This is a genomic window from Synechococcus sp. SYN20, from assembly GCF_014279555.1.
GTDB lineage: Bacteria > Cyanobacteriota > Cyanobacteriia > PCC-6307 > Cyanobiaceae > Synechococcus_C.
In genome coordinates this window covers 23,137-47,251 of sequence record NZ_CP047959.1, presented here as the reverse complement: position 1 = coordinate 47,251, position 24,115 = coordinate 23,137, and the positions used below count along the sequence as shown (strand labels likewise).

The following is a 24,115-nucleotide window of genomic DNA, read 5'->3' as shown; positions in this document are numbered from 1 at the left end:
GCCCTTTAGCTCTCTTGCTCAAGCTGAGTTTCCAAGGTCTGAAGCCGCTGCGTAATTCTCGCCAGAACCTCATGCAACTGCTGTTCTTCTTGTTCTGGGGAACTGCCTTCCTCCAGGACGTCGACCATCTCAACTGAAGGCTCCTCCACAGCCACCTGAACGGGCATGACTGGATTACCGAGCCCAGGACTCACTTGATCGAGTCGTTCACGCACCCCCTTTGCTGCCAATTCACCTTCATCGCGTAACTCGCGCAGTGGATCAGGCGCACCTGATGTGAACGATTCGACCACCTTGGCGGGGCCTCCAGCACGGGCCCGCTCCACCAAAGCGAGCCCCACAGGCAACACGTCCTGCATCAATGCCAGCCGCAGGGTGTCGAACTGTTGATTGTCAGCCATGAGCAGACCCGACTCAGCGAATTCCAGTCTGCTGCGGAGGAGGCAAAAGTGTCGGACAACTTGAATTCGATGACCCAAGCCACCAACCACCCACACCTGTGAGCACCAACAACGCCACCGCTGGAGCCAAGGCATGATGAGTCGCTTCTAAAGAAAGCCATTCCCCCCAGGAGCGCCAAAAACGATCACGGTCGAAGCGACGTCTTTCCCAGGTTTCCTGCTTGGCGCGTCGCCGGTACGACTTCTCCACCCAACGCTCAAACGATCGCTTCTTGGTGATCGCCATCTTGCGCTCCACCTCGAGCAGATGCCCGGAGCTGAGCTCAGGATGAAACGTCCCAATCAGCTCCATGCTTTTGAGGAACATCTCCACGGCTCCATCCTTAATCTCTCGATCAGAATCTTTGAGCAAGGTCCAGTCGAGCTCTGGATAAAAGCGACTGCGATTCGAGGCAATCTGCTCTTCCGAGAGCTGGCCCGGTTCGCGCAACCAACGATCCGTATTGCTGTCGAAACGACGCCAATACAAAAAAGGGTTGATGTAGATCGTTTTCCCTGCCAACAAAATGCTGTCTTTCTGAAGACGGCGCTGAAGCTGGAGGTCCTGCTCTTGAGCAGCGGTCAAGGGATTGATGCCGGGCGCTAAGGGTATCGACGCTGAGGCCTGTTCACCAGCCCCTTAAACAGGCTCATTCCCACTCAATCGTTCCTGGCGGCTTGCTGGTGATGTCCAATACCACGCGATTCACTCCTTTCACCTCATTCACGATTCGATTGGAAATCGTTTCCATCAAGTCATAGGGAAGCCTCGACCAATCAGCGGTCATGCCGTCCTCACTCGAGACACAGCGCAGCACGATCGGCCAGGCATAGGTGCGCTTATCGCCCATCACCCCCACGGAGCGCACAGGAAGCAGCACCGCAAACGCCTGCCAAATGTCGTGATAGAGACCCGCCGCATTCACCTCCTCGCGCACGATCAGATCGGCGTCACGCAAACAATCAAGCTTTTCCTCCGTCACTTCGCCCAAGATGCGAATCGCCAGTCCAGGCCCTGGGAATGGATGGCGACTCACGATCTCCTCGGGCAACCCGAGCGTTCGGCCTACCTTGCGAACTTCATCCTTAAACAGTTTGCGTAGGGGCTCCACCAACTTGAAGCGCAAATCCTTCGGAAGTCCTCCCACGTTGTGATGGCTCTTGATCTTCACAGCCACACGCTCCCCGGTTTTGGGATCCACGTTGGTGCCAGCGCTCTCGATCACATCCGGATAGAGCGTTCCCTGGGCTAAATAATCAAAGGGCCCAAGCCGGCGGCTTTCCTCTTCGAACACGCGAATAAATTCCGTGCCGATGGTTTTGCGTTTCTCCTCTGGATCCGTAATGCCATCGAGCTTCTGGATAAACCGTTCTCGGGCATGGATATATTCCACATGAATATTGAATTTGCGATCAAAAAATTCCATCAGGAATTCAGGCTCGCCTTTGCGCATGAAGCCTTGATCGATAAACATGCAGGTGAGCTGATCTCCAATTGCTTTCTTCAATAAAAAAGCAAGAGTTGAAGAATCAACGCCACCGGACAGAGCAAGCAGCACACGCTTTTGACCAACCTGTTCACGCACGTTGGCGACAGCTTCATCGATAAAAGCTTCCGTAGTCCAATCGGGGTCGCAACCGCAGATGTGATAAACAAAATTACGAATCATCACCATTCCACCGGTGGAATGAACCACCTCAGGATGAAATTGAGTGCCGTATAAATGTCGGCTCTGATTTGCAATCGCCGCCTCAGGCGTATTCGCTGTATGAGCTAAGCGCACGAAGCCATCGGGCAAGGCCTCCACGGAATCACCGTGACTCATCCACATCGTGGAACCACTCTCCACATTCGTGAGCAGTGCAGTGGGGTCATCGACCACGAGCGGAGCCTTGCCGTATTCGGCCTTACCCGTGGCAGCCACCACCCGACCGCCAAGCTGCTGAACCATCAACTGCATGCCGTAGCAGACCCCCAGCACAGGGATGCCCAGATCCCAAATCTCTGGATCGCAAAGGGGAGCCTCATCGGCATAGACCGAACTTGGGCCTCCGCTGAGGATGATTCCACGGGGAGCCAACGCCCGTAATTCTTCAGCGCTGGTGCTGTAGCCCAACACCAGCGAGAACACCTCCGTCTCACGCACTCGGCGTGCAATCAGTTCCGAGTACTGGGAACCGAAATCAAGAATGACGATGGCCGGTTTGCGCTGACCTTCGCTCTGGACTGATGACATACCGCACTAGGACCGTCAAAAGAACGGCCTTCCAAACCTTCAGTTCCTTCAGCGTAGAGAAGGATCCAAGCCGGCCTCTTCCCCTTCCGAATGAATGCCAAGTCCTTAGCGGGCGAGAAGGGAGTGTCCTGTCAATCCAGTCCAGCGCAGCTGGCGTTGGCGATCAAATAACGCCGCACCGACCCGCATAGGCCAGGTGCCATAACGCTTTAGGTAAGCCTCACTTCGCCATTCAACCGCCTGTGCGATCGCTTGCCAGACCCGATCTGCCTCAGTGGAATCACGCTTCTGAAGCTCTTGGAGCGCTGATTCCATCGACGCACAACCCAGCAGCTCTTTGATCAGATCAACACCGAGTCCCTGCTGCAAGGCAATCGCAGCAAGAACCTCTAAACGACCATCAGCCAAATGATGGTGGGTATGGAAGATCCCCCCAGCCAATTTGACCAGCTTTCCGTGATATCCGAGCAACAGCAGATTGCTCACACCCGCTTCCGCACTGGCCACAAGCAAAGGCCCAATCCAGTTCCCTGCCTTCAGCAAAGGCTGTTGATCTGCAAGACCCAGCTGATGGGCGAGATCCAACCCGTTCTCCCCAATCACCAAGGTGAGAGATCCGCAGAAATCGGCTGCTCTGGCAATCGCCTGCAAGGCATCAAGACTGGCGCGCAGCTGATCGGGTGATGCACTCGACTGCACCTCAGCTTGCGTGCCAATCAAGGCCAGGCCATCCACCACACCAAAGGCTGCGTTACTGGTGCGCTGGGCCAGCTCGCGGCCAAGCGGAAACACAACTTCCAATTGCAAACATCGACCAGGAGGAACCAGGTCGCGCAGGTTGGCCTTTAACAAACGGCGGGCGAAGTCAGACGCACAAAGATCACCTTCACGCCCCTGTCTGCCGATTCCCTCCCCAGGCACGATCTCCAACCAACCTGAAACGGGCAAACTCCAACGCGCCTGAACCCAAATTTCTAAATCTCGCGTGAGATCGAGACCTGGGCCTGGATCACAGCGACTGATCGCCAAAGCTTGCTCACCCCCTTGCAAGGGCGCTGAAGACTGAATCGGCACATTCAGCGGCTGATCTCGACCTGGAATCTGCAGCGATTGTGGATTTTCAGTGGTCTGACCACACAGCACTTGTGTGGCCGCACGCGCTGCGGCGGCAACCCAGACGGGGAGAGTCAGCCCCTGGGGGGAATCTGTGAGGGATTGCGTGATACCGAATGGGAAGCGGATCGTTTTTTAGGATGGACGATTGGCGCTCTTCCGGACGTGCAGGACAAGCTCACCCTGATGATACCCGGACCCACCCCGGTGCCAGAAACGGTTCTGAAAGCGATGGGACGCCATCCCATCGGGCACCGCAGCGGTGAGTTTCAAGCGGTGGTGGAACGTACAACAGCTCAACTGCGCTGGCTGCATCAAACCAACAACGACGTGCTGGTGATCACCGGTAGCGGCACAGCTGCTATGGAAGCTGGAATCATCAACACACTCAGCCGTGGTGATCGGGTGATCTGTGGCGACAACGGCAAGTTTGGCGAGCGCTGGGTCAAGGTGGCGCGCGCCTACGGCCTTGAGGTTGACGTCATCAAGGCGGACTGGGGACAACCCCTCGACCCAGACAAGTTCCGGACCGCTTTAGACGCCGACAAGGACAAAACGATCCGCGCGGTGATCCTGACCCATTCAGAAACGTCCACAGGGGTGATCAACGATCTGGAAACGATCAGCCGCCACGTCCAAGCCCACGGCACAGCACTGACCATCGCCGACTGCGTCACCAGCCTGGGCGCCACCAACGTTCCCATGGATGACTGGAACCTGGATGTGGTCGCATCTGGGTCCCAAAAGGGCTACATGATGCCGCCAGGGCTCAGCTTTGTTGCGATGAGTGAGCGCGCTTGGACGGCCTACGAACGCTCGGATCTACCGAAGTTTTATTTGGATCTGGGCCCCTACCGGAAAACTGCAGCCAAGAACAGCAATCCGTTCACGCCTGCCGTGAATTTGTACTTCGCTCTCGAAGCCGCACTGGAGATGATGCAGGCGGAGGGTCTTGAAGCGATTTTTGCCCGCCATGCGCGTCACCGCGATGCAGCACAAGCGGCGATGAAAGCGATCGGATTGACGCTGTTTGCAGCCGAAGGCCATGGAAGTCCAGCAATTACGGCAGTTGCTCCTGCCGGAATGGATGCAGAACTGCTGCGTAAAACCATCAAAGATCGTTTCGACATTCTGTTAGCTGGGGGTCAAGACCATCTCAAAGGCAAGGTGTTCCGCATTGGCCATCTCGGCTTTGTCTGCGATCGAGATGTATTGACAGCCGTAGCTGCCATTGAATCCGTGTTGCATTCACTCGGCTTCCACGAGGGCCAGATGGGTGCTGGACTTAGCGCTGCATCAGCCGTCTTAAGCAAGAATTAGGGCGATTAATCATCAACTAGAGCATCGGGCGTGAGATAGAATCACGCCTATGCGGGTGTAATTCAGCGGTAGAATGTCAGCTTCCCAAGCTGGACGTCGCCGGTTCGAATCCGGTCACCCGCTTGATCACGATCTAGGTTTAATCAATTGCATCACTTGAGGACCGACGGTGCCTGCTCGTCGCTCTTGTTCGAGTGCTTTCAAAATGAAAGAGCCTGAAGACGAGACATCGCCTAATTCAGCTGCAGATTGAGCTTGCTGAAAAAACACATCAGCTTTGGCAAGATGCTCCTGTCTTTGATTGGGAGCAGATTGCACCATCGTTGAACTTCTATCGAGAATCGAAATCAGCACTAAGTGGACTTGAATATCAATAGTCTAACGAATGAATGAAGTACCAATCTCAACTCAAGTCCCTGGCTCTTCGATGTTGCCTCCAAGTTCAGCAATCTGACCGCGAAGCATTTCGCATCGGCTGGCATCTCCTCGGGTGATTGCAACAGCTAACGCAAATTCCAGTTTTTCAAGCTGGTGACCACCTTCAAAAAAATTTTGGCGGTTGCGCGACATGACTTCGCACGTCGCTGCGGAATTGGTAGATGGATGAGCCATAGGTGGCTTTATTCAAATTGTGCCACTCATGACATGGGTTAGGCAGCCAAGTCTTGCTCCGATGACATAGCAGAACTGGGTGGGTCAACCCTTTGCGGCTCAGAACGCAGCAAAAGGTCTTTGCAATCGGTGAGCAAGCGATCCACCCCATCCAGACGTTCCATCTCCTCTACGGGCATGGTGTTGACTTCCGATGACTGGCGTTCCAGCTGAAGCTCCAAACTCTCAAGGCGATTTTCAAGCTTGATCAGCCGTTGAGATAAAGCATTCAGGGTCTCTGCTACATCCTCAGCGGTACGCGTAATGCGGAAGGAAACGGACTGGGTCATCGCCCCAAGAAACAGATATGCCCCGATAACAGCACATCAGAACCGCTCGATCCAGACTAAGGATCAATCTGCAGCGTGGTGTTCATGCCCCCACTCACAACGGTGCTCCTCTATCTCATCGCCGGCACGAGCATGGGATTGCTTGCCACGCGCACTGGAATCCCTGCTGCACCACTGGCAGGCGCACTGATCGGGGCCGCCATGGTGAGCATGAGTGGACGGCTCGAGGTGGCTCAATGGCCAGCAGGCACAAAGACCTTTCTGGAAATCGCCATTGGCACCGTTATCGGTACAGGCCTAACCAAAACCTCACTGGATCAACTACAGCAGTTGTGGAAGCCTGCGGTCTTGATCACGCTCACCCTCGTCCTCACCGGAATTGTGGTGGGGCTCTGGAGCAGCAGGCTGCTCGGCGTTGATCCTCTCGTCACCCTGCTGGGTGCAGCGCCTGGTGGAATCAGCGGCATGAGCCTGGTCGGGGCTGACTACGGCGTTGGAGCAGCCGTTGCTGCACTGCATGCCGTCCGCTTGATCACTGTCTTGCTGGTCATCCCTGTGGTGGTGAAACTACTCACGCCACTTGGGCTGGGTGATTCCTGACTCAGGCCTAGACAGAGCGATTTCAATCGATATTTTGATCTTTAATCGCTTCACTCGTCCTGCCATGGCCCGACTGCGCCAGCGCCTTGCGCTCCTCCTCTCTCTGGCCGGATTAGCTGGGGTTGGCCTAGCTCCTGCACAGGCGATCGCCGGGACCCCTGAAGCTATGAAAGGCGCAAAAATTTACTGCTTTATGAGAAGCAGTAATAACGATCACCAGGTCAGCTGGGAAGCGGCTTACGCCCTGATCAAACGCCAAAAAAGCGGAGTGTTCAAAACCTCTCCGGAACATGCTGCGGTCATGATTACTGAGGCCGTTGTGGAAGATCCGGGCAGCTACCCCGACTGCGGTCAGTACCTCGGCGATCTTTTTGGAGGCCGCAAAGGCTCTGCAAAATCCCTCGATAGCGTTCTCAACTCAACCAATTCAAGCAATAGCAATTCATTCAATTCGTCTAATTCGAGCGATGACGATCGCTACAGCTATTGACGTCCTCTTCCATCCGATTCATTCCCATCTTGATGATTAGCGGTTTGCTTCTCACAGGTTTGGGATGCCGCAGTCGATCCGAACCAAAGCCCGCGACCGTCTCACCTGAAATATCGATTGCCGATTGCATGTCAGATCTTGATCTGAACAAGCTCGACAAAGCACTTCAACTCTGCAATCAGGTTGTGGATGCCCATGGCGATAAACCAGCCGCGCTTGCTGATCGCTCGCTTTTGCTTACGTTGATGGGCAAGACTGACCAAGCTTGCGCCGACGTGACCCAAGCCCTAGCGCTACTGAGCAAAGGCAGCAGAACTGCTGATCCAATGGTGGTGCATGAACTCAAGGTGCGTCATAAATCCTGTAAGCAACGAGACACCATCTTGGGCAATGGCTGACGATCGAGGGCGACCCGACGCGGTCCAAGCAGCAATTCGATCCGTTCCGCCTTGCTAGCCACCAAACCGTCAACGAGCTGATCAGCCAGACCGAGCTGAAGCCAATGGCTGATCAAGCCTCCTTCCATACCAATGCGATGGCAACGATCTTCTGCCTGGTCGATGTCCCCAGGCGTCCAAGGCCGCTCCAGGAGAACGACATGCTGAGCGCGATGGAGCGTAAAACCAAGCCCACCAGCAGCAAAGGTGGCCAAAAGTAAATCGGTCTCCCCAGCTTGAAAGCGGTCAACTGCAAACTGCCGCTGCTCGGGTTTCTGCCTGCCTGTCAGCAAAACGCCTCCCAGGCGTTCGTGGAGCAGCAGCAACGGATCCACAAAACTGCTGAACAAGACGATCGGCTTGTGCTGCTCCCGCAACCGCTGAATTAACTGTTGCGCAGCTGGCAACTTGAATTCGGCTGCAATTTGCCGCAATGCTGTAAGAACCGCTAGAGATTCAGCATCAGAACGCACCAATCCATGCGCCACCCGCTGGCGGTAGTCATCGATGACCAGGCGAAGGCGGTAATCAAAGCCCTTCAGCTCCTCAGCATCGAGATCGATCCCTTCAAACATCCTTTGTTTGGGGGGAAGGTCCAAAACCTGCTGCTTGCGGCGATGCAAAACAAGCGGTCGGGTCAACCGTCGCAGCTCGTCCAATCGGCTAGCTCCTGCGGTTTGCCAACGCTGTCTTCCGCCTTGCTCGCGGAAATGCCCCTGACAAAACAATTCCTCATAGGAGTGCTGGTCCCGAGCAATGGGATGGTCCATCGCAGCCAGCAAGGGATACAGCTGATCAGGCCGGCCGTTCTTCATTGGTGTGCCAGTGAGCATCCAAATGGCTCTCAGGCGGGGATGCCGGGCAAGACGCAGAAAACCCTGCGTGCGTTGTGCCCGCAGGGTTTGGGCGTAATGGGCCTCATCCACCAGCAGCAAAGTACCGGCCTCCGGGAGCTCAGAGGGAAGTCGCGCCCAGCTGCAAAGCTCCGGCATGAGCTCAAGGGCCGCGGCCTCGCGGCGCCAATGCGAATGCAACCCCACAGGGGCCACAACCAATAAACGCAACGGCAAGGCACGCAGCAAGGCTCTCGCCGCCAGCAACACAGTGAGGGTTTTGCCAAGACCCATCTCATCGGCCAGCACCGCGCCGCGCCGCGCTAGCAACCAGCGAGCACCAGAACGCTGGTGAGGCATCGGTAAGCGACCATCGCGTAAGCGTTGATCCAGATCAGCCTGAGCGATCAGATCTCGGTGGGGCGGCAGTGGGGGTAGCGGATGGCGATGCCAATGCAACCAACGCATCAGCTCCTCATCCACCCGGAAACGCCGTTCAAAACGCTGCAACAGAGCTTCAGCCGAGGCAAGCGGAAATTCCCAACCCAACCGAGCACCACGCCAGACGCCCCGTGGACGAATTCTGCGCATCTCCGCATGGGTCACCGCATCAAAGGGGTAACGGGCCTGCACCAATCCAGACGGAGTCAATCCCAGCGTGCAAGCTGTTGGTGATGAAGCCGTAATTCCGGTTCAAGGACCCAGACGCTAGTCCTCTCAACACCCCTGAAGGGCGCTGGCCAATACAGCAAATGCGGATGACTAATCCACGCATTGCTCAATAAAAACGGCACGACCATGAAAATGCAGCTTTCGACACGTTGACGAACCCTGCTCTCAGGTCAGAATCCCGGTAGCTGAGGTATTGGGATGCACAGCAGGGATGCGGTTTTCCTCGAAGATCTTTGTCCCAAGCTGCGCAATCGCCGCTGGCGTCAATCGATTCATCTCCACACCAGCAACCGCTGCATTTATTGCGGCAAACCTTCTGAGTCCATCGACCATGTCTTTCCTCTGAGTCGTGGAGGCATGAGCGTGACCGAAAATTGCGTTCCCGCTTGCCTGTCATGCAACGGTCAGAAATCTGACGCCGATGTTTTTGATTGGTACCGGCGTCAACGCTTTTATGACCCGCGCCGCGCCATGGCTATTCGCGCCTGGATCGATGGTGATCTGCGCCTCGCCTTGAGATTGCTGCAGTGGGCCCAGCCTGAACACAACCAATCATCCCGTCCCGAACGACCAAATGGCTCGCGGGCCAAGAGGGATGACGAGCAGGACTGGGGGCTTCGCACAGCCTGATCACCACACCCGACAGGCCGCCTCTGAGTGATAGTGCTGACAAATTGAGGCGCTTTGCTCAGGCCTGTCTGGAGCCATCAATAAGGCACCTGTTACCAAAGCCGCAGCCAAAAGCGCTGAACCCGTGCGAACCCTTGCTGTGTCTTGAGCCTTTGCGCGATCACGACGCGACACCCGACTCTGGGGCAGCATGGAATCCCGAGAGGGCACCAGTGAAAAGGAAGAATCAGCCACAACGAAACCGCAATTGATACGTTTGTACTGATGCTGAACGATCTTGTCAACCGCTGCGCTCCCCTCCCCCCGGATGCGACGTTGTGCATTCTTGGCGCTGGCTTCAGCGGAGGCCATCTCGCCAAGTTGTCCAAAGCACTTGGGACAAGGGTGATCTGCACGCGCCGCCGACCGGAATCCGGCAGCGATGATCTGCCCTTTGACAGTGCCAACCGGATCGTTCCAGGCCATGAAGCACTCGCCTCCGTCACCCATCTGATCAGCACAATCCCGCCCAGCAAAGAAGGAACGGATCCAGTGCTGTCGTGTCTTGGAGAGCAGCTGCAGAAGCTGCCACTGCAATGGGTGGGCTACTTCTCCACCACAGGCGTTTACGGAAATAGCAATGGCAATTGGGTGGATGAAACCCACCAGCCCCAACCCACTCAACTCCGCAGCCAGAAGCGATTGAAGTGTGAGCAGCTGTGGCGCGACAGCGGCCTACCCGTGCAGATCCTGCGCCTGCCGGGGATCTATGGGCCAGGACGTTCCCCCCTGGCTGCCATCCGCTCAGGCGAACTCACTCCTGTGGATCAACCGGGGCAGATGTTCTGCCGCATCCATGTGGATGACCTAGCTGGAGCCTGCTGGCATCTCATGCATCGAGCCGCAGCAGGACAGCGGCCATTGGTGGTAAACATCAGCGATAACAGGCCCGCCTCCCGCCTCGAGCTTCAACGTTTTGGCGCCGAACTGTTGGGATGCACGCTCCCAGCAGCGATCCCTTTCCGTGAGGCCCAAGCCAGCATGAGCCCGATGGCTCTCTCTTTTTGGGCAGACAACCGCAAAGTGAGCAACGCACTTCTGAGAGACAAGCTGGGGTACACCTTTCTGCATCCCGATTTTTCAAGCGGTCTCAAGGATTGCTTCGCTGGAGAAGGCTTCAACGGGATGAATCCTGAACCGGAGGAGGAGCCTTAAGCATCGGCAATTCATGCAACGGAATCGGCTTGCCTGAACCGGTTTCAGTGAGTCCTGCATCATCGAGCAACCGCTGCCACTGCACTTCAATCCAGCCCTTCCGCAACGCCGTCCCCAACCCGTAAAGCAATAACCCCAGGAGCAACCAGCGCAGCATGTCTTTCTCTCATCCCTCCTCTGACGCTACCGACCGCCTGGTGATTGCTCTTGGTGATCCTGCTGGAATCGGCATGGAAGTCACGTTGAAAGCCCTCGCCGACCCTCGACTGCCCGGTGGACTGAACCCACTGGTCGTTGGCTGCCGAAAAACATTGGAGCAGACGTACTCCAGGCTGAAAGCCCAACAATGCCCCCTGCTGATCGATCCCAGCGATCTAGACATTGACGATCTACCGGTCCATGACGCCATCACCCCTGGAGCTCCGAGCCCGGAAAGTGGTGCATCCAGTTTTCGCTGGCTGAGCCACGCCGTCTCGCGCATGAAAGAGGAGCGCACCCTGGCTTTAGTCACAGCACCGATTGCGAAACATGCCTGGCATGCCGCAGGACACAACTATCCAGGCCAAACAGAACGCTTGGCAGAACTCGACGGTGCGGATCAAGCCTCCATGCTGTTCACAGCTGTTGCACCCAACCACGGCTGGAGGCTGAACACCCTGCTCGCCACCACGCATATTCCGCTGCAACAGGTCCCCACTGCACTCAGCCCCGACCTCGTACTCCGCAAGCTGGACGTGCTCAGCGCGTTCTGCCTGAGGTTCAATCCCAAGCCACGCTTGCTCGTTGCAGGCCTCAATCCTCACGCGGGAGAACAGGGCCGCCTTGGCAGCGAAGAAACGAACTGGCTCATCCCTGCACTCCAGCAGTGGCAAGACAACCATCCCCACGTCCATCTGAGCGGACCACTGCCTCCTGACACCTGTTGGCTCAGCGCTGCCAAGGCCTGGCAGCTGGGACGTCAACCGGAATCACCCGATGGGATCCTGGCGCTGTATCACGACCAAGGCTTGATCCCCGTGAAGCTGATGGCCTTTGACGAGGCCGTGAACACCACACTCGGGCTGTCGTTCTTGCGCACTTCACCAGATCATGGAACCGGATTTGATATCGCAGGACAAGGGGTGGCTAGATCGACAAGCATGGTGGCAGCGATTCGGGCCGCCTGGGAGCTCAGCCGGGCTTAACCCGCATCAACACCTGACCAAATTCAACAGGGGTGCCGTTATCCACCAGGATTTCAACCACCTCACCTGCCAGCTCAGATTCGAGCTCATTCATCAGCTTCATGGCTTCAAGAATGCAGATCGTTTGGCCTACACCAATGCGGGTGCCAATCTCTACGAACGAAGGTTCTCCTGGTGCAGGAGCCCGATAGAAGGTCCCGACCATGGGAGCCGTCACGTCCAACAAATCGGAACGGGATCCAGCCGCAGGCGGAGGGGTTCCTGCAGGGAGCTCAACAGCAGAATGTTCCGGCAGAGGAGCAGCCGGTGCAGAGGCCACGGGCATTAACGGCGCAGCCACCGTCGTGACAGGAAGGTTGCGACGCACTTCCAAACGAAAGTCGTCTCCCTCTAGGCGGAATTCCTGAATATCACTCTCGACGAGAGCGGCAAGAAGGGAGTGGAGCTGATCGTGGTCGAGCTGCATGACTAACCGTTCTCCCGTCCCAAATAGGTGTCGTTACGAGTATCAACCTTAATTTTTTCGCCGATCGATAAAAACAGGGGAACCATCACCTGAGCACCGGTTTCCAAGATGGCAGGTTTCGTACCACCGGTTGCTGTGTCTCCCTTCACACCGGGATCGGTCTGAGCGATCTCCAACACAACCGAATTCGGCAGTTCAACTTCGATGGGCTTCTCATTCCAGGTAACAACATTCACCTCCATGCCCTCCTTGAGATATTTGCGACTATCTCCGATCTGTTTGGCGGTAAGGCGCGTCTCTTCATAGGACGACATGTCCATAAAGACGAAATCTTCACCCTCCATATAGGTGTGTTGAAGTTTCGACTTCTCGAGCACAGCCTGGGTAAGACTCTCTCCGGCTCGGAACGTTTTCTCAACCACGCTGCCGCTTTGAACGGACTTGAGCTTTGTGCGGACAAACGCAGATCCCTTGCCAGGCTTGACATGCAGAAACTCGACCACGCGCCAGACAGCACCGTCTAGCTCGATCGTGGTGCCGGTGCGAAAGTCGTTGCTGGAGATCATTCCGGCGGAACGGTTCAATGGATCATACGGCTGTGCCAAAGTCCTGACAGCACCTGGGGTTCTCCTTGGCTCACCGCCGTCTGACCGCTCTGCTTCTTGCCTGGCTAGCCGCCTTTGGCCTCTGGCTTGCCAAACCGGTATGGGCAGACCTGCCTCAAGGCAACGCCGTACAGGATCCAGCGGCGATCCTGCGCGATTCACTGCCGATGAATCAAGAAGATCTTCGCGAGCTGCAGCATCGTCTGGAATCCACCAGTAACGATTTACGTGCCAAGCGTTGGAGTGCTTTGGGACGCACGGTGAGCCGCACGCAGAAACTGGTGGCCACCCGCGGCAACAGCATTGTTGAAGCCGTTCCTGAAGATCAACGCCGTACGGCTGAACTGCTCCTCAACGAGGTGCGCGCTGACCTTGACCAGCTTCATGAGGAGGCGGATGCCAATGACAGAGATGGATTCATCCAGATCCGTCGCGACACTCTGAGTCGGGTGGGTGATCTGGAAGCCCTGCTAATCGACGATCGCCTTCCTGACATCCCCTCCGAATTCGATGCCTTGCCACGGCTTGCTGGACGGGCAACCGTGGTCATCGAAACCACGCAAGGAAACCTCACTGCGGTTGTGGACGGCTACAACGCTCCTCTAACAGCTGGCGCCTTTATTGATCTCAGCTTGAAGGGCTTCTATGACGGTCTCCCCTTCAATCGCGCAGAAGATTTTTACATCCTTCAAACCGGAGACCCGGAAGGTCCTGACATCGGTTACGTGGACCCAAAAACAAAAGAAGAGCGGCACGTTCCCTTAGAAATTCGCGTTCCAGGCGAAACCGAAACCCTTTACAACGAAACCTTCGAGGACGTTGGACTGTTCAAAGCAGCAGCAGTCCTTCCTTTTTCCACCCTTGGGACCCTGGGTTGGGCGCATTCAGACCAAGCCCTTGATGATGGCTCGTCGCAATTCTTCCTGTTCCTCTACGAAGCGGAACTCACGCCTGCTGGCCTCAACCTCGTGGACGGGCGGAATGCCGCCTTCGGTTATGTCGTGGATGGCTTCGATGTGCTCGAAGAACTGGGCGTTGACGACGGAATCAAACGCATCCAGGTGATCGAAGGCGCCGATCGACTGCAAGATCACGCCTGATGCTGCCGTGAGCATCACCCTGGCCGAACTCGGAGAAGCAGAGCTGCTGAGCCGTCTGACCCGCTTTGCGCCTCCTGGCCAGCTCAATGACGACACAGCCTTGCTGCCACCAGATTCCAGGGCTCTGCTGGTGAACACCGACGTGATGGTGGAGGGTGTTCATTTCAGCGATGCGACCACAGCCCCTGCCGACGTAGGTTGGCGAGCTGTGGTGGCCAACCTGTCTGATCTAGCTGCCAGCGGCTCTGAGCAAGTGGAGGGGATCACGGTGGGCCTGGTGGCCCCAGGTACCACGTCTTGGTGGTGGATTGAACAGGTGTACCAAGGCATCTCAGAATCCCTCGAGCATTTTGGTGGAACTCTGCTGGGAGGCGACTGCAGCACCGGTAACCAACGACTGCTCTCGATCAGTGCGTTTGGACGACTCGGACCGTTACGACTGCATCGGGCACAAGCCCAACCTGGTGATCTGCTGATGAGCAGTGGCCCCCATGGACTGAGCCGCCTTGGACTGGCACTTCTGCAAGACACACCGCTACCCAGCGCACTCTCAGTTCCAGCCAGGCTGAAAGAGCAGGCGATTCGATGTCACCAGCGGCCATGGCCAAGGCTTGATGCCTTGCAGACCCTGGTGGCCTGCAAACCCGAGCAGCTTCCCTGGCGAGCCGGTGGGACCGACAGCAGCGATGGCCTGCTTGCTGCCGTGAATGGTCTTTGTCAAAGCAGTGGTTGCGGCGCTGTTCTACACAGGGATGCCCTCCCACGCGCTGATGCCTGGCCCTGCGAAGGCGCATGGGATCGCTGGTGTCTCAGTGGTGGCGAAGATTTCGAACTGGTGCTGAGCCTGCCTCCTGAGTGGGCTGAATCCTGGAGACAGCATCAGCCTGGAAGTTGCTGCTTCGGCAGCATCACCGCCGACACAGGCAGGATCATCTGGAACGACGATGGTGCGTTACTGCAACCATCAGGGTTCTCCCATTACCGCTAAGCGAGCGCACAAAAAAGCCCTCCCCTAAGGGAGGGCTGGAGATCAGATCTTCTCGAACCTGAGGGTTACTTCCAACCCTTGGCAACAACCTCAGCCAAGTCGACAACACGCTGGCTGTAGCCCCACTCGTTGTCGTACCAAGCCAAGATCTTCACAGCCTTGTCGCCCATGGCATAGGTGAGATCAGCGTCGAAAATCGTCGATTCGTTCGTACCGGCGAAATCGGTGGAGACAAGAGGCAAGTCGCTGTACTTGATGATTCCCTTCATGCCGTTCTCAGAGGCCTGCTTCATCACCGCTTTAACGTCTTCCACACTCGGCCCCTTGGAGGTTCCGAAGGTGAGGTCAACAGCGGACACGTTGGGAGTGGGAACGCGCATGGCGAAACCGGTGAGCTTGCCCTTCACTTCGGGATAGACCAGGGCCACAGCCTTGGCTGCACCGGTGGTCGTCGGCACCATGTTCAGTGCGGCTGCACGCGCACGACGCAAGTCACGGTGGCTGTTGTCCAGGATTCTCTGGTCACCGGTGTAGCTGTGAATGGTGGTCATCAAACCCCATTCCATGCCGAAATTCTGATCCAGAACTTTGACAATTGGCGCCAGACAGTTCGTGGTGCAGCTTGCGTTGCTGAGGATGTCCCAATCTTCGTGGCGGTACTGGTCTGCGTTCACACCAACCACAAAGGTGCCGACGCCAGCGCCCTTACCAGGAGCAGTGAGAATCACTTTCTTGGCACCAGCCTGGATGTGCATGCTGGCCTTCTCATCGGTGTTGAACACACCTGTGGATTCGATCACTAAATCCACACCCCAATCCTTCCAAGGGCAGTTGAGAGGGTTGCGATCGGCGAAGAATTTGATTTCCTTGCCATTGATGATCATCGTGTCATCCGTGGTTTGGATGTCCACTGACGGATCCAAACGGCCCAAAATCGAGTCGTAGGTGAGCAAGTGCGCGCTGGTCTTGGGGTCAGACGTGGAATTCATTCCCACGATTTCAAGATCAGTATTCGCACCTCGGCTGATCCAACCCCGCAGCACATTGCGACCAATTCGGCCGAATCCATTGATGGCAACGCGCAGGGTCATGGCAGAAATATGCGGTCTTACCGCGTAAGGGGTTTTGGGGCAAGATCATACAGAATTTATTGGGATTTTCCTGTAATTGATCTGCCTAAAAATCAGATGAAATGAGCTTCAAGCAGTTGGCCACAAGGAAAAGCTGGATTATCGTTAGCCCTCACGTTGACTCCCCTTGGCCGATTCGATCCAGCCCCAGAAGCACATTCACTTCATTGGGATGGGCGGAATCGGCATGTCGGCCCTGGCTCTGATTCTCGCGGAACGAGGCCATTCTGTTAGCGGGTCCGATCGCAAACTCACACCGGCGATGCAGGCGCTTGAGACCAAAGCAATGGTCTTATTCGAAAGCCAGGTCTCCAACAATTTTTCCCAGCTCGGAGCGCTCAATATCGAGGAGCCATTGGTGGTGGTCAGCACGGCCATTCCTGACACCAATCCAGAGCTGATCGAAGCGCGGCGCTTGGATTTAACGATTTGGCATCGCTCTGACCTATTGGCCTGGTTGATCGAACAACAACCCGCCATTGCTGTTGCGGGTAGCCATGGAAAAACCACCACAAGCACTTTTGTGACCACACTCCTCGCCACGGTTGGTGAAGATCCAACCGCTGTGATTGGTGGTGTTGTCCCCTGCTACGGCAGCAACGGGCACACCGGCAACGGTCGTCTGCTTGTCGCTGAGGCAGACGAATCGGATGGATCGCTGGTGAAGTTCAAGGCCAGCCTGGGGATCATCACCAATCTTGAACTGGACCATACGGACCATTACCGCAATCTCGACGATTTGATCGAGACGATGAAAACCTTCGGCCGCTGCTGCAAACGCCTGCTCATCAATCAAGACGATCCGATTCTCAGCGAACACTTCCAAGCCGATGCCTGTTGGTCTGTTCAACACGTCGAGACAGCGGATTACGCCGCTTTGCCTTTGCAACTCGATGGAGATCGCACCATCGCCAACTATTACGAGCAAGGGCAACAGGTAGGGCGAATCACCCTCCCCCTGCCTGGCCTGCACAACCTGAGCAACGTCGTGGCCGCCATAGCGGCATGCCGCATGGAAGGTGTTCCTTTGGATCCCCTTCTCTCGGCCGTCAAGGAACTGCGTTCACCAGGTCGACGCTTTGATTTCCGGGGGGAATGGCAAGACCGACAAGTGGTTGATGACTATGCCCATCACCCCAGCGAAGTTCAAGCAACCTTGACCATGGCCAAGCTGATGGTGCAAAGCGGCCGCAGCCCTTTACCCCGCACACCTCAACGGCTTCTCGCTGTTTTTCAGCCCCACCGCTACAGCCGGACACAAGAATTTCTCAACGCCTTTGCCCAATCACTCGTGTCCGCTGACGCCCTCATCCTTGCTCCGATTTATGGAGCCGGTGAACAACCGATCAAGGGCATCAACAGTGAGCTTCTGGCACGCTCCATTCGGCTGATTGATCCCAACCAACCCGTCTTTGTGGCCAGCACCATGGACGAGCTCACAGGTCTGGTGAAACAACACAGCCAGCCTGATGACTTGATCTTGGCAATGGGTGCTGGTGATGTGAACAGTCTTTGGGAACGTCTGTCAAAAGAAGGAATCGGAGGAGCGGCGTCATGTTCACCAGCGATCGCAGCCTGAATGCTCTTATTGAGGCTGGGGTCCTGCAACAGCAGGTGTCCCTCGCGGACTACACCACGTGGCGGGTGGGAGGCCCGGCGCAATGGTTGGCCGAACCCAACGATGCTGAGCAATGTCTCTCGCTTCTCCAATGGGCCCAAGCGGAGGGTTTGACGACCCGCGTGATTGGAGCTGGTTCGAACCTACTGATTGCTGATGCGGGACTCCCAGGCCTCACTCTTTGTTTGCGTCGCCTCCAGGGCAGCCAGCTGGATGCCGAATCAGGGCAGGTGAAGGCTTTGGCGGGTGAACCCCTTCCAACGCTTGCCAGGCGCGCAGCCAAACTTGGATTGCACGGGCTGGAGTGGGCCGTTGGCATCCCTGGAACCGTGGGTGGGGCCGCGGCGATGAACGCCGGAGCTCAAGGCGGCTCCACAGCCGACTGCCTGACATCTGTGGAGGTCATCGATCGATCGCAGACGAACACGGTGACGGCCACAACGGTGCTCAGCAACGCTGATCTCGCCTACGACTACCGTCACAGCCTGCTTCAAGGCAGTGACCACTTGGTGATGGCAGCGCATTTTCAATTGGAACCTGGCCATGACGCCAAGGAGTTGATGCGGAAGACCAGTGGCAACCTCAGTCATCGCACCACCACCCAGCCCTACCAATGGCCAAGCTGCGGAAGCGTGTTCCGCAACCCAGAGCCCGAAAAAGCTGGTCAGCTCATCGAAGGCTTAGGTCTCAAGGGGAAACGGATCGGAGGAGCGGAAGTCTCACCGGTGCATGCCAATTTCATCGTCAACGTGGGCGAAGCCAAAGCCGATGACATCCGCACCTTGATCGACTTCGTTCAAAACGAAGTGAAGCGGGTGCACGGAATCACGTTGCATCCTGAAGTGAAGCGCTTGGGCTTTCAAACGACCGATTAGCCTTGGCATCACTTCATTGGTGTCATGGCAGGGTTTGGACTTCCCAATTTCGGACAGCTCACTGAGGCATTCCGAAAGGCTCAACAAATCCAGCAAGACGCGCAAAAACTGCAAGAAGAACTCGATGCCATGGAGATCGAGGGCAACAGTGAGGACGGTCGAGCCAGCATCTGGTTGTCTGGCAATCAACAACCGCTGAAAGTGAAGCTGGATCCATCCCTGCTGAGTGAAGGACAGGAGGCCACAGAAGCTGCCACACTCGCCGCCTTGCAGTCAGCCTATGAACGCTCCACCGGCACCATGAAAGAACGCATGGAAGAACTCACCGGTGGACTCAATCTCAACCTCCCCGGGATGGGCAGTTAAGGCCCAGAAGATCCTCCACAGCTCGTCTGTAGATCGGGTATCTCTCCCACTCGCGCGTGACCCCGCATCCAGGTTCATCACGGTGCAAACAATCCCGAAAACGACAGGGATGGGGCTCGAGCTGAGCGCGTAATTCAGGAAACAACACCTCAAGATTCCTGGGGTCATCTGGCAGCTCAGGGCGGTTGAAACCGGGCGTATCAGCAACCCGTGCCTCACCCTCCAAGCGATGCAACTCCACATGCCGCGTGGTGTGACGTCCACGCTGCAGCCGTCCTGATACGGCACCGATCCGCAAATCAAGCTGAGGGATCAAGGCATTCAACAATGAGCTCTTCCCAACTCCTGAAGGTCCACACAGCACGGAAAGAGACGATCCGGCAAGGCTTTGTTTCAGTTTGGAGAGCCCAAGGCCACTGCCCGTCGACACCAACAACGGGGGATACCCCCAGGCATGAAGACGAGCACGCAGCTGCTCCAATGCCTCAGGCTCTAAGAGATCGGTTTTCGTTAGGACCAGCTGCACATGCAGGGACGTTCGCTCTGCCGTCAACAGAAAACGACTGGCCTGATCGGGATCAAAAGCTGGTTGAGCCACGGCCAATGCCACGACCACCGTGGTGGCGTTGGCGACGGGCGGGCGTGTCAGAAAACTGACGCGAGGTTCGACATGAGAGACCACCGCTCGGGCATGGCTCGCATCAATGGCTTCCACCCTGACGCGATCACCGACGTACACAGCCTCACCGCGATGACTCAAACGCGTGCGCCGCGTGCAAAGCAGTCGTGAGGGAAGCCTTTCAGAAACCTGATCTAGCTCCACCTCCAAGTAATTGGCCTGGAGCGCAACAACCATGCCGGACTGAGCCGACTGATCAACCGCCACCACAGACCACCTGAAGGCGCACCCAATCCTTGGCTTGGTCCATCACCTCCACACGATGACCATCCCGAGTCAGACCTGGGATCACCATCTCCTCTGGCTCACCCCGATCGAGATCAACCTGAAACTGCTGCCCGGGACGCATGGCCTCCAAGGCCAAACGACAGCGAATGAAATTGGTTGGACAGGGGGTGCCCCTTAGATCCAAATAATGTTCGGGTTGGGCATCACGCATCCGTCAGCGTTGCCCAAACAGTCGGGCAAAAAGACCACTCTTGTGGTGATGGTGCTGCTCACCACGGGCTGAATGGTGTCCAGCCAAATCTTCGAGGAGACCGCGTTCCTCATCGTTGAGACGGGTGGGCAAGGTCACCGTGACGGAGATGCGCTGATGACCACGGGCTACTGGATTGCCCAGCTTTGGGATGCCCTTGTTTTCAAGCGTTAAAACGGAATTGGGCTGAGTACCTGCCGGAATCTCAAGGGATTCGGGTCCATCCACGGTTTCCACCTCAATAGTGTCTCCGAGGATTGCCTGCAGATAACTCACCTTCACCTCCGAATGAACGGTGAGCCCGTCACGCCTCAGGCTCGGGTGCGATTTAACCGTGAGGAAAACATACAAATCTCCGGATGGACCGCCACGCAGCCCAGCATTGCCTTCTCCGGAAACCCGCAAGCGGGTCCCCGTGTCGACACCGGCAGGAATATTGATTCGCAATTTCTTACGGACTTGCGTGACCCCTTGACCACCACAGGAGCTGCAAGGGTCAGCAATCACTTGACCGGTGCCATTGCAACTGGGGCATTCAGCCACCTGCTCAAAATTCCCAAACGGAGTGCGCGTGGCGCGACGCACCTGCCCAACTCCGCCACAGGTGGTACAGGTGGTGGGACCACTGCCAGTTTTGGCACCGCTGCCACCACAGGTGGTGCAGGTCTCGAGGTGGGGGATGCGAATCTCCCGCTCTTGGCCGAACACAGCCTGGTCAAAATCAATCGTGAGGTCGTAGCGGAGGTCATCTCCCTGTTGAGGTCCTCGCCTGCGCTGACGACCAGCGCCGCCAGCAGCACCACCGAATCCGCTGAAAAAGGTTTCGAAAATATCTGCAAAACCACCCATATCGCCCATATCGGGCATGCCACCGCCGCCACCGAGTCCGGCCTCACCGAACTGGTCGTACCGCCCACGGGTTTGGGGATCGCTCAGCACTTCGTAAGCGCGGCCAATCTCCTTAAAGCGGTCTTCAGCGCCAGCGTCTTTATTGATATCAGGGTGATATTGGCGAGCCATCCGCCTGTAAGCGCGCTTCAGGGTGTCGGCATCTGCATCCCTGCTGACGCCAAGGAGGTCGTAGTAATCGGCCATCAGCTCGTCATTCCGCTGCGCACACTAGGCAAAAGTTTTGAATCATTCGCTCGCCTCAGGCGTCGGGGAGCTATCAACACCTTCGCTTGCTGCACTCTCACCACCTTCAGTCCCATGAACCGCGGCATCTGACTGTTGCGGTCCAGGTCCCATCGACACCTTGACTAAGGCGTGACGCAAGACCTTGCCGCTGAGGTGATAACCACGCTGCAACTCTTCAACCACCACATCTTCTGGATGCTCATCACTGGGTTCGCGCAACACAGCTTCATGGAGGTTGGGGTCAAACTCTTGTCCAACAACCCGCATCGGGGCCACACCGAGTTGCTTCAGCACATCGACAAGTTGCTTGTAAAGGCCCTGATAACTGCGGTGAAGCGTTTGGGCTTCTTCTCCCTGAGGATCAAGCTGTTGCCGAGCGCGTTCGAAATTATCAACAACAGGGAGGATTTCAGTCAGCGTGCTGCAGGTGATCTGCAACTTCAGGTCGTCCTGATCCCGGCTCTGACGTTTGCGAAAATTGTCAAAGTCGGCCGCGATGCGCACGTACTGACCACTCAAGGTTTCGTGTTCTTGGCGGAGGGTGCTGTGCTCGCGCTCTAATTGCTCAAGCCGCGCTTCATTGTTCTGAGCAGAGGAAACCCCCTCTGAAGCAGGGTCGGGAGAAGCGGGGTCAGGTGTTTCCTCCACAGAGGCTGTGGGGTCCTGCTGGGCTTCGGGAACATCCGATGCCGAATCGTTAGCCGGGATGGAAGCGTCGCCGCTCATGCTGACCAGATGCAAAATCACGTCTAGACATGTTGAAGGGTCACATGCACCCACCACAAGCGCGGAAAGCCGAATCAGCATGAGCGCCGACTCCACCCGAATGCCGCTACCGCCTGCTCTGCCGGCAAAGCTGATTTCAGAGGCAGAGCTTGCCGCTGGAAAAGCACTCCTCCATTCCGGGCAGGTTTTAGACCTTGAAACTTGGAAGCAACTTCAAGCGCTCCCCATCCATCTCAGCGACGACGGCCTCATGGTGGCCATCGCAAGCAGCAGCGACCGAAACAGTCGTGAACAACTCAAGCAGGTTTTAAAAAGCCATGGCTACATCTCCAAACTTGTACTAGCCAATGGAGCAGATCTAAAACAGATTCTTGATCCACAAGAATTCAACTCAGGTTCAAATATCAGCCAAACATCAATTAGCGAGACAGCAAAATCGCTTCTCGATGGATTTGATACTGAAGGAATCTTAAGTGCCGATCCAGACGAAGCTGAAATTCAAAGCAATTCGGCCTCCTCGCTAGACATCAATTCATCAATAACCGGTGCATCTCCAGTCGTCACATTGGTGGATCGTATCTTAATTAAGGCATTAGACATGAATGCCAGTGATATCCATGTAGAGCCGCAACAAGCAGGATTGCAAATTAGGCTTAGAAAGGATGGTGTACTCACCAATTTAGCGCAACCACTCCCCACTAAATTAATCCCAGCGATTACCTCTCGCTTCAAGATCATGGCTGATCTTGATATCGCTGAACGCAGGCAAGCACAAGATGGTCGCATCCGTAGACAATACAAAGGACGAACTGTTGACTTTCGCGTCAACAGCCTTCCCAGCCGCTATGGCGAAAAGATTTGCTTGCGGTTACTCGATAGTCAATCCACTCAATTAGGACTGGATAAGCTCATCTCCAATCCCAACACACTCGAGCTTGTACGAACCCTTGGATCAAAACCATTCGGCATGATTCTTGTGACCGGTCCAACAGGATCTGGTAAATCGACAACTCTTTATTCGCTGTTAGCAGAGCGCAACGAACCCGGGATCAATATCTCCACCGTAGAAGATCCAATTGAATACACATTGCCTGGTATTACTCAATGTCAGGTCAATCGAGAGAAAGGATTTGACTTCAGCACGGCCCTTCGCGCCTTCATGCGCCAGGACCCAGATGTTCTGTTAGTGGGTGAGACCCGTGATCAAGAAACAGCGAAAACTGCTATCGAAGCAGCACTGACTGGGCACTTGGTCTTGACCACCCTGCACTGCAACGATGCACCGAGCGCCATCGCTCGACTCGACGAAATGGGCGTGGAACCGTTCATGGTGAGCGCATCCTTGCTCGGCATCGTTTCCCAACGCTTGCTCAGACGCGTATGTAGTGATTGCCGGATCCCCTACCACCCAGATTCGCGAGAATTAGGCCGCTTTGGCCTCATGACGAGCGATGAAGGCAATGTCACCTTTTTCAAAGCCAAACACCACGAAGGGCCAGAAACGCCATGCCCCACCTGTCAGGGCACCGGTTACAAGGGCCGTATCGGTGTGTACGAGGTGCTGCGCATGAATGAAGCCTTAGCGGCATCTGTCGCCAAAGGTGCAACCACTGATCTTGTCCGCCAGCTAGCTCTGGAAGGAGGCATGAAAACCTTGCTTGGCTACAGCCTCGATCTCGTGCGAGAAGGTCACACCACTCTGGAAGAGGTGGACCGCATGGTTTTAACGGATGCGGGCCTGGAATCCGAACAACGCGCCAGGGCCCTTAGCACTGTTACTTGCCGTGGATGTGGTGGCGGACTGCAAGAAGGTTGGCTGGAATGCCCGTATTGCCTGACACCCCGTCAGTGAGAGC

At 56.2% G+C, this 24,115-nt stretch carries 30 protein-coding genes and 1 tRNA gene; 14 read left to right on the top strand and 17 right to left on the bottom strand.

Annotated elements, in window-relative coordinates; genetic code table 11:
• Positions 1–5: 5 nt before the first annotated feature.
• The 4 genes from SynSYN20_RS00250 to cbiD form a co-directional block, all read right to left on the bottom strand.
• Positions 6–401, bottom strand: a complete 396-nt coding sequence (locus tag SynSYN20_RS00250) for a hypothetical protein (RefSeq protein ID WP_186524254.1) — start codon at positions 399–401, stop codon at positions 6–8.
• Between the two features lie 13 nt (positions 402–414).
• On the bottom strand, positions 415–1,026 hold the full coding sequence (locus SynSYN20_RS00245; protein WP_186524253.1) for a hypothetical protein: 612 nt from the start codon (positions 1,024–1,026) through the stop codon (positions 415–417).
• A gap of 64 nt (positions 1,027–1,090) precedes the next feature.
• Positions 1,091–2,677: a glutamine-hydrolyzing GMP synthase gene (gene guaA / locus SynSYN20_RS00240; RefSeq protein ID WP_186524252.1), complete on the bottom strand. Its 1,587-nt coding sequence runs from the start codon at positions 2,675–2,677 to the stop codon at positions 1,091–1,093.
• A 105-nt stretch (positions 2,678–2,782) separates the two neighbouring features.
• Positions 2,783–3,901 (bottom strand): cobalt-precorrin-5B (C(1))-methyltransferase CbiD, encoded by a 1,119-nt coding sequence (gene cbiD, locus SynSYN20_RS00235; protein ID WP_186525338.1) that lies wholly within the window; start codon positions 3,899–3,901, stop codon positions 2,783–2,785.
• A 54-nt stretch (positions 3,902–3,955) separates the two neighbouring features.
• Between cbiD and SynSYN20_RS00230 the strand changes: the two genes are divergently transcribed.
• Complete coding sequence (locus SynSYN20_RS00230) at positions 3,956–5,110, top strand: alanine--glyoxylate aminotransferase family protein (RefSeq protein WP_186525339.1); 1,155 nt, start codon at positions 3,956–3,958, stop codon at positions 5,108–5,110.
• A 51-nt stretch (positions 5,111–5,161) separates the two neighbouring features.
• Positions 5,162–5,233: transfer RNA gene (locus SynSYN20_RS00225), tRNA-Gly, on the top strand.
• A gap of 3 nt (positions 5,234–5,236) precedes the next feature.
• Here the strand turns inward: SynSYN20_RS00225 and SynSYN20_RS00220 are convergent.
• From SynSYN20_RS00220 to SynSYN20_RS00210, 3 genes are all read right to left on the bottom strand, one after another.
• Positions 5,237–5,431: a hypothetical protein gene (locus SynSYN20_RS00220; RefSeq protein ID WP_186525337.1), complete on the bottom strand. Its 195-nt coding sequence runs from the start codon at positions 5,429–5,431 to the stop codon at positions 5,237–5,239.
• A gap of 87 nt (positions 5,432–5,518) precedes the next feature.
• A complete protein-coding gene (locus SynSYN20_RS00215) occupies positions 5,519–5,722 on the bottom strand; it encodes a hypothetical protein (RefSeq protein WP_370586692.1) in 204 nt (67 codons plus the stop codon).
• Positions 5,723–5,760: 38 nt separating this feature from the next.
• Positions 5,761–6,051: a chemotaxis protein gene (locus SynSYN20_RS00210; protein WP_186524250.1), complete on the bottom strand. Its 291-nt coding sequence runs from the start codon at positions 6,049–6,051 to the stop codon at positions 5,761–5,763.
• A gap of 84 nt (positions 6,052–6,135) precedes the next feature.
• On the opposite strand from SynSYN20_RS00210, the gene SynSYN20_RS00205 reads away from it, so the two are divergent.
• The 3 genes from SynSYN20_RS00205 to SynSYN20_RS00195 all read left to right on the top strand — a co-directional run bounded on the left by SynSYN20_RS00205 (position 6,136) and on the right by SynSYN20_RS00195 (position 7,539).
• Positions 6,136–6,651 (top strand): AbrB family transcriptional regulator, encoded by a 516-nt coding sequence (locus SynSYN20_RS00205; protein ID WP_186524249.1) that lies wholly within the window; start codon positions 6,136–6,138, stop codon positions 6,649–6,651.
• A gap of 64 nt (positions 6,652–6,715) precedes the next feature.
• Positions 6,716–7,141: a DUF6554 family protein gene (locus SynSYN20_RS00200; RefSeq protein ID WP_186524248.1), complete on the top strand. Its 426-nt coding sequence runs from the start codon at positions 6,716–6,718 to the stop codon at positions 7,139–7,141.
• Positions 7,142–7,173: 32 nt separating this feature from the next.
• Positions 7,174–7,539, top strand: coding sequence for a hypothetical protein (locus SynSYN20_RS00195; RefSeq protein WP_255476302.1), 366 nt, complete (start codon positions 7,174–7,176; stop codon positions 7,537–7,539).
• Here the strand turns inward: SynSYN20_RS00195 and SynSYN20_RS00190 are convergent.
• Positions 7,494–9,002 carry a DEAD/DEAH box helicase gene (locus SynSYN20_RS00190; RefSeq protein ID WP_186525335.1) on the bottom strand — a complete coding sequence of 503 codons (1,509 nt, stop codon included), beginning with the start codon at positions 9,000–9,002 and terminating at the stop codon, positions 7,494–7,496. The two genes, SynSYN20_RS00195 and SynSYN20_RS00190, sit on opposite strands and share 46 nt — an antisense overlap.
• Before the next feature lie 279 nt (positions 9,003–9,281).
• On the opposite strand from SynSYN20_RS00190, the gene SynSYN20_RS00185 reads away from it, so the two are divergent.
• Entirely contained in the window at positions 9,282–9,713 is a 432-nt protein-coding gene (locus SynSYN20_RS00185) for an HNH endonuclease (protein ID WP_186524247.1), read from the top strand.
• Here SynSYN20_RS00185 and SynSYN20_RS00180 read toward each other — a convergent pair whose 3' ends face one another.
• On the bottom strand, positions 9,714–9,923 hold the full coding sequence (locus SynSYN20_RS00180; protein WP_255476301.1) for a serine protease inhibitor: 210 nt from the start codon (positions 9,921–9,923) through the stop codon (positions 9,714–9,716).
• 54 nt (positions 9,924–9,977) lie between these two features.
• Between SynSYN20_RS00180 and SynSYN20_RS00175 the strand changes: the two genes are divergently transcribed.
• Positions 9,978–10,907, top strand: coding sequence for an SDR family oxidoreductase (locus tag SynSYN20_RS00175; RefSeq protein WP_186524246.1), 930 nt, complete (start codon positions 9,978–9,980; stop codon positions 10,905–10,907).
• Here SynSYN20_RS00175 and SynSYN20_RS00170 read toward each other — a convergent pair.
• Positions 10,870–11,064: a 4-hydroxythreonine-4-phosphate dehydrogenase gene (locus SynSYN20_RS00170; RefSeq protein ID WP_186524245.1), complete on the bottom strand. Its 195-nt coding sequence runs from the start codon at positions 11,062–11,064 to the stop codon at positions 10,870–10,872. The genes SynSYN20_RS00175 and SynSYN20_RS00170 overlap by 38 nt on opposite strands.
• Here SynSYN20_RS00170 and pdxA point away from each other — a divergent pair.
• Positions 11,063–12,091 carry a 4-hydroxythreonine-4-phosphate dehydrogenase PdxA gene (gene pdxA / locus SynSYN20_RS00165; protein ID WP_186524244.1) on the top strand — a complete coding sequence of 343 codons (1,029 nt, stop codon included), beginning with the start codon at positions 11,063–11,065 and terminating at the stop codon, positions 12,089–12,091. The genes SynSYN20_RS00170 and pdxA overlap by 2 nt on opposite strands.
• On the opposite strand, the gene accB is transcribed toward pdxA, so the two are convergent.
• The gene (gene accB / locus SynSYN20_RS00160; protein ID WP_186524243.1) at positions 12,078–12,557 is read right to left on the bottom strand and encodes an acetyl-CoA carboxylase biotin carboxyl carrier protein; all 480 of its coding nucleotides are present in this window, start codon (positions 12,555–12,557) and stop codon (positions 12,078–12,080) included. The genes pdxA and accB overlap by 14 nt on opposite strands.
• Positions 12,558–12,559: 2 nt before the next feature.
• On the bottom strand, positions 12,560–13,123 hold the full coding sequence (gene efp, locus SynSYN20_RS00155) for an elongation factor P (RefSeq protein ID WP_186517332.1): 564 nt from the start codon (positions 13,121–13,123) through the stop codon (positions 12,560–12,562).
• Positions 13,124–13,188: 65 nt separating this feature from the next.
• Here efp and SynSYN20_RS00150 point away from each other — a divergent pair, with 65 nt between their 5' ends.
• Together SynSYN20_RS00150 and thiL are read left to right on the top strand one after the other, a co-directional pair.
• The gene (locus SynSYN20_RS00150) at positions 13,189–14,262 is read left to right on the top strand and encodes a peptidylprolyl isomerase (protein WP_186524242.1); all 1,074 of its coding nucleotides are present in this window, start codon (positions 13,189–13,191) and stop codon (positions 14,260–14,262) included.
• 7 nt (positions 14,263–14,269) lie between these two features.
• Positions 14,270–15,250, top strand: a complete 981-nt coding sequence (thiL, locus tag SynSYN20_RS00145; RefSeq protein ID WP_186524241.1) for a thiamine-phosphate kinase — start codon at positions 14,270–14,272, stop codon at positions 15,248–15,250.
• Between the two features lie 65 nt (positions 15,251–15,315).
• Here the strand turns inward: thiL and gap are convergent, their stop codons facing one another.
• Positions 15,316–16,341 carry a type I glyceraldehyde-3-phosphate dehydrogenase gene (gap, locus tag SynSYN20_RS00140; protein WP_186524240.1) on the bottom strand — a complete coding sequence of 342 codons (1,026 nt, stop codon included), beginning with the start codon at positions 16,339–16,341 and terminating at the stop codon, positions 15,316–15,318.
• A 166-nt stretch (positions 16,342–16,507) separates the two neighbouring features.
• Here gap and murC point away from each other — a divergent pair, with 166 nt between their 5' ends.
• From murC to SynSYN20_RS00125, 3 genes are read left to right on the top strand one after another with little or no spacing between them, the layout of a single operon-like run.
• On the top strand, positions 16,508–17,959 hold the full coding sequence (gene murC / locus SynSYN20_RS00135; protein ID WP_186524239.1) for a UDP-N-acetylmuramate--L-alanine ligase: 1,452 nt from the start codon (positions 16,508–16,510) through the stop codon (positions 17,957–17,959).
• On the top strand, positions 17,935–18,873 hold the full coding sequence (gene murB, locus SynSYN20_RS00130) for a UDP-N-acetylmuramate dehydrogenase (protein ID WP_186524238.1): 939 nt from the start codon (positions 17,935–17,937) through the stop codon (positions 18,871–18,873). The genes murC and murB overlap by 25 nt, the downstream gene beginning before the upstream one ends.
• Positions 18,874–18,897: 24 nt before the next feature.
• Entirely contained in the window at positions 18,898–19,239 is a 342-nt protein-coding gene (locus tag SynSYN20_RS00125; protein ID WP_186524237.1) for a YbaB/EbfC family nucleoid-associated protein, read from the top strand.
• Here the strand turns inward: SynSYN20_RS00125 and rsgA are convergent.
• Genes rsgA through grpE form a run of 4 tightly spaced genes read right to left on the bottom strand, consistent with a single transcriptional unit; the run spans position 19,214 to position 22,340 of the window.
• Positions 19,214–20,128, bottom strand: a complete 915-nt coding sequence (gene rsgA, locus SynSYN20_RS00120; protein ID WP_370586691.1) for a ribosome small subunit-dependent GTPase A — start codon at positions 20,126–20,128, stop codon at positions 19,214–19,216. The genes SynSYN20_RS00125 and rsgA overlap by 26 nt on opposite strands.
• Positions 20,115–20,357: a sulfurtransferase TusA family protein gene (locus SynSYN20_RS00115; RefSeq protein WP_186524236.1), complete on the bottom strand. Its 243-nt coding sequence runs from the start codon at positions 20,355–20,357 to the stop codon at positions 20,115–20,117. The genes rsgA and SynSYN20_RS00115 overlap by 14 nt, the downstream gene beginning before the upstream one ends.
• Positions 20,358–20,360: 3 nt before the next feature.
• Positions 20,361–21,491, bottom strand: coding sequence for a molecular chaperone DnaJ (gene dnaJ / locus SynSYN20_RS00110; RefSeq protein WP_186524235.1), 1,131 nt, complete (start codon positions 21,489–21,491; stop codon positions 20,361–20,363).
• Positions 21,492–21,533: 42 nt separating this feature from the next.
• On the bottom strand, positions 21,534–22,340 hold the full coding sequence (grpE, locus tag SynSYN20_RS00105) for a nucleotide exchange factor GrpE (protein ID WP_186524234.1): 807 nt from the start codon (positions 22,338–22,340) through the stop codon (positions 21,534–21,536).
• On the opposite strand from grpE, the gene SynSYN20_RS00100 reads away from it, so the two are divergent.
• Positions 22,339–24,111 carry a GspE/PulE family protein gene (locus tag SynSYN20_RS00100; protein WP_370586690.1) on the top strand — a complete coding sequence of 591 codons (1,773 nt, stop codon included), beginning with the start codon at positions 22,339–22,341 and terminating at the stop codon, positions 24,109–24,111. The genes grpE and SynSYN20_RS00100 overlap by 2 nt on opposite strands.
• Positions 24,112–24,115 lie beyond the last annotated feature (4 nt).

What these genes read in the sequence shown, in the direction of transcription:
- SynSYN20_RS00250 (WP_186524254.1), bottom strand. Translation starts at nt 401, where the DNA reads ATGGCTGACAATCAACAGTTCGACACCCTGCGGCTGGCATTGATGCAG.
- guaA (WP_186524252.1), bottom strand. Translation starts at nt 2,677, where the DNA reads ATGTCATCAGTCCAGAGCGAAGGTCAGCGCAAACCGGCCATCGTCATT.
- SynSYN20_RS00220 (WP_186525337.1), bottom strand. Translation starts at nt 5,431, where the DNA reads ATGGTGCAATCTGCTCCCAATCAAAGACAGGAGCATCTTGCCAAAGCT.
- SynSYN20_RS00215 (WP_370586692.1), bottom strand. Translation starts at nt 5,722, where the DNA reads ATGGCTCATCCATCTACCAATTCCGCAGCGACGTGCGAAGTCATGTCG.
- SynSYN20_RS00210 (WP_186524250.1), bottom strand. Translation starts at nt 6,051, where the DNA reads ATGACCCAGTCCGTTTCCTTCCGCATTACGCGTACCGCTGAGGATGTA.
- SynSYN20_RS00205 (WP_186524249.1), top strand. Translation starts at nt 6,136, where the DNA reads ATGCCCCCACTCACAACGGTGCTCCTCTATCTCATCGCCGGCACGAGC.
- SynSYN20_RS00200 (WP_186524248.1), top strand. Translation starts at nt 6,716, where the DNA reads ATGGCCCGACTGCGCCAGCGCCTTGCGCTCCTCCTCTCTCTGGCCGGA.
- SynSYN20_RS00195 (WP_255476302.1), top strand. Translation starts at nt 7,174, where the DNA reads ATGATTAGCGGTTTGCTTCTCACAGGTTTGGGATGCCGCAGTCGATCC.
- SynSYN20_RS00190 (WP_186525335.1), bottom strand. Translation starts at nt 9,002, where the DNA reads ATGCGCAGAATTCGTCCACGGGGCGTCTGGCGTGGTGCTCGGTTGGGT.
- SynSYN20_RS00185 (WP_186524247.1), top strand. Translation starts at nt 9,282, where the DNA reads ATGCACAGCAGGGATGCGGTTTTCCTCGAAGATCTTTGTCCCAAGCTG.
- SynSYN20_RS00175 (WP_186524246.1), top strand. Translation starts at nt 9,978, where the DNA reads ATGCTGAACGATCTTGTCAACCGCTGCGCTCCCCTCCCCCCGGATGCG.
- pdxA (WP_186524244.1), top strand. Translation starts at nt 11,063, where the DNA reads ATGTCTTTCTCTCATCCCTCCTCTGACGCTACCGACCGCCTGGTGATT.
- SynSYN20_RS00170 (WP_186524245.1), bottom strand. Translation starts at nt 11,064, where the DNA reads ATGCTGCGCTGGTTGCTCCTGGGGTTATTGCTTTACGGGTTGGGGACG.
- accB (WP_186524243.1), bottom strand. Translation starts at nt 12,557, where the DNA reads ATGCAGCTCGACCACGATCAGCTCCACTCCCTTCTTGCCGCTCTCGTC.
- efp (WP_186517332.1), bottom strand. Translation starts at nt 13,123, where the DNA reads ATGATCTCCAGCAACGACTTTCGCACCGGCACCACGATCGAGCTAGAC.
- gap (WP_186524240.1), bottom strand. Translation starts at nt 16,341, where the DNA reads ATGACCCTGCGCGTTGCCATCAATGGATTCGGCCGAATTGGTCGCAAT.
- murB (WP_186524238.1), top strand. Translation starts at nt 17,935, where the DNA reads ATGTTCACCAGCGATCGCAGCCTGAATGCTCTTATTGAGGCTGGGGTC.
- SynSYN20_RS00125 (WP_186524237.1), top strand. Translation starts at nt 18,898, where the DNA reads ATGGCAGGGTTTGGACTTCCCAATTTCGGACAGCTCACTGAGGCATTC.
- SynSYN20_RS00115 (WP_186524236.1), bottom strand. Translation starts at nt 20,357, where the DNA reads ATGCGTGATGCCCAACCCGAACATTATTTGGATCTAAGGGGCACCCCC.
- dnaJ (WP_186524235.1), bottom strand. Translation starts at nt 21,491, where the DNA reads ATGGCCGATTACTACGACCTCCTTGGCGTCAGCAGGGATGCAGATGCC.
- SynSYN20_RS00100 (WP_370586690.1), top strand. Translation starts at nt 22,339, where the DNA reads ATGAGCGCCGACTCCACCCGAATGCCGCTACCGCCTGCTCTGCCGGCA.
- grpE (WP_186524234.1), bottom strand. Translation starts at nt 22,340, where the DNA reads ATGCTGATTCGGCTTTCCGCGCTTGTGGTGGGTGCATGTGACCCTTCA.